The sequence below is a fragment of the Bacillus thuringiensis genome (assembly GCF_001455345.1).
Taxonomy (GTDB): Bacteria; Bacillota; Bacilli; order Bacillales; family Bacillaceae_G; genus Bacillus_A; species Bacillus_A thuringiensis_N.
In genome coordinates this window covers 5325001-5327397 of sequence record NZ_CP013274.1, presented here as the reverse complement: position 1 = coordinate 5327397, position 2397 = coordinate 5325001, and the positions used below count along the sequence as shown (strand labels likewise).

Genomic DNA, 2397 nt, shown 5'->3' with positions numbered 1-2397 from the left:
ACCTCGAACCTATCAACCTGATCATCTTTCAGGGATCTTACTAGCTTACGCTATGGGAAATCTCATCTTGAGGGGGGCTTCATGCTTAGATGCTTTCAGCACTTATCCCTTCCGCACATAGCTACCCAGCTATGCCCTTGGCAGAACAACTGGTACACCAGCGGTGCGTCCATCCCGGTCCTCTCGTACTAAGGACAGCTCCTCTCAAATTTCCTACGCCCACGACGGATAGGGACCGAACTGTCTCACGACGTTCTGAACCCAGCTCGCGTACCGCTTTAATGGGCGAACAGCCCAACCCTTGGGACCGACTACAGCCCCAGGATGCGATGCAGCCCAACCCTTGGGACCGACTACAGCCCCAGGATGCGATGAGCCGACATCGAGGTGCCAAACCTCCCCGTCGATGTGGACTCTTGGGGGAGATAAGCCTGTTATCCCCGGGGTAGCTTTTATCCGTTGAGCGATGGCCCTTCCATGCGGAACCACCGGATCACTAAGCCCGACTTTCGTCCCTGCTCGACTTGTAGGTCTCGCAGTCAAGCTCCCTTATGCCTTTGCACTCTACGAATGATTTCCAACCATTCTGAGGGAACCTTTGGGCGCCTCCGTTACACTTTAGGAGGCGACCGCCCCAGTCAAACTGCCCACCTGACACTGTCTCCCGGGTCGATAAGACCCGTAGGTTAGAATTTCAATACAGTCAGGGCGGTATCCCACCAGCGCCTCCACCGAAGCTAGCGCTCCGGTTTCAATGGCTCCCGCCTATCCTGTACAAACTGTACCAAAATTCAATATCAGGCTACAGTAAAGCTCCACGGGGTCTTTCCGTCCTGTCGCGGGTAACCTGCATCTTCACAGGTACTATAATTTCACCGAGTCTCTGGTTGAGACAGTGCCCAAATCGTTACACCTTTCGTGCGGGTCGGAACTTACCCGACAAGGAATTTCGCTACCTTAGGACCGTTATAGTTACGGCCGCCGTTTACTGGGGCTTCAGTTCAGAGCTTCGCTTACGCTAACCCCTCTCCTTAACCTTCCAGCACCGGGCAGGTGTCACCCCCTATACTTCGCCTTACGGCTTCGCAGAGAGCTGTGTTTTTGCTAAACAGTCGCTTGGGCCTATTCACTGCGGCTTTCCGTTAAGAAAGCACCCCTTCTCCCGAAGTTACGGGGTCATTTTGCCGAGTTCCTTAACCAGAGTTCTCTCGCACACCTTAGGATTCTCTCCTCGCCTACCTGTGTCGGTTTGCGGTACAGGCACCTTTTATCTCGCTAGAAGCTTTTCTTGGCAGCGGGGAATCAAAGACTTCGCTCCATAAGGAGCTTCCCCATCACAGCTCAGCCTTCACGATAAGCGGATTTGCCTACTTATCAGCCTAACTGCTTGGACGTGCACAACCAATCGCACGCTTCTTCTATCCTTCTGCGTCCCTCCATTGCTCAAACGATAAAGAGGTGGTACAGGAATATCAACCTGTTGTCCATCGCCTACGCCTGTCGGCCTCGGCTTAGGTCCTGACTAACCCTGAGCGGACGAGCCTTCCTCAGGAAACCTTAGGCATTCGGTGGACGGGATTCTCACCCGTCTTTCGCTACTCATACCGGCATTCTCACTTCTAAGCACTCCACCAGTCCTTACGGTCTGACTTCACTGTCCTTAGAACGCTCCCCTACCACTGATACCATTGGTATCAATCCGCAGCTTCGGTGGTGTATTTAGCCCCGGTACATTTTCGGCGCAGAGTCACTCGACTAGTGAGCTATTACGCACTCTTTAAATGGTGGCTGCTTCTAAGCCAACATCCTAGTTGTCTAAGCAACTCCACATCCTTTTCCACTTAATACACACTTTGGGACCTTAGCTGGCGGTCTGGGCTGTTTCCCTTTTGACTACGGATCTTATCACTCGCAGTCTGACTCCTAAGGATAAGTCATTGGCATTCGGAGTTTGACTGAATTCGGTAATCCGATGAGGACCCCTAGTCCAATCAGTGCTCTACCTCCAAGACTCTTACACTTAAGGCTAGCCCTAAAGCTATTTCGGGGAGAACCAGCTATCTCCAGGTTCGATTGGAATTTCTCCGCTACCCACACCTCATCCCCGCACTTTTCAACGTGCGTGGGTTCGGGCCTCCATTCAGTGTTACCTGAACTTCACCCTGGACATGGGTAGATCACCTGGTTTCGGGTCTACGACCACGTACTAAACGCCCTATTCAGACTCGCTTTCGCTGCGGCTCCGCCTCTTCAGCTTAACCTCGCACGGGATCGTAACTCGCCGGTTCATTCTACAAAAGGCACGCCATCACCCATTAACGGGCTCTGACTATTTGTAGGCACACGGTTTCAGGATCTCTTTCACTCCCCTTCCGGGGTGCTTTTCACCTTTCCCTC

The 2397-nt window shown here is 52.8% G+C and carries 1 rRNA gene (only partly in view); it reads right to left on the bottom strand.

Features of this window, described 5'->3' with window-relative positions:
• Positions 1 to 2397: ribosomal RNA gene (locus ATN06_RS00215) — 23S ribosomal RNA — on the bottom strand; it runs 511 nt beyond the window's last position.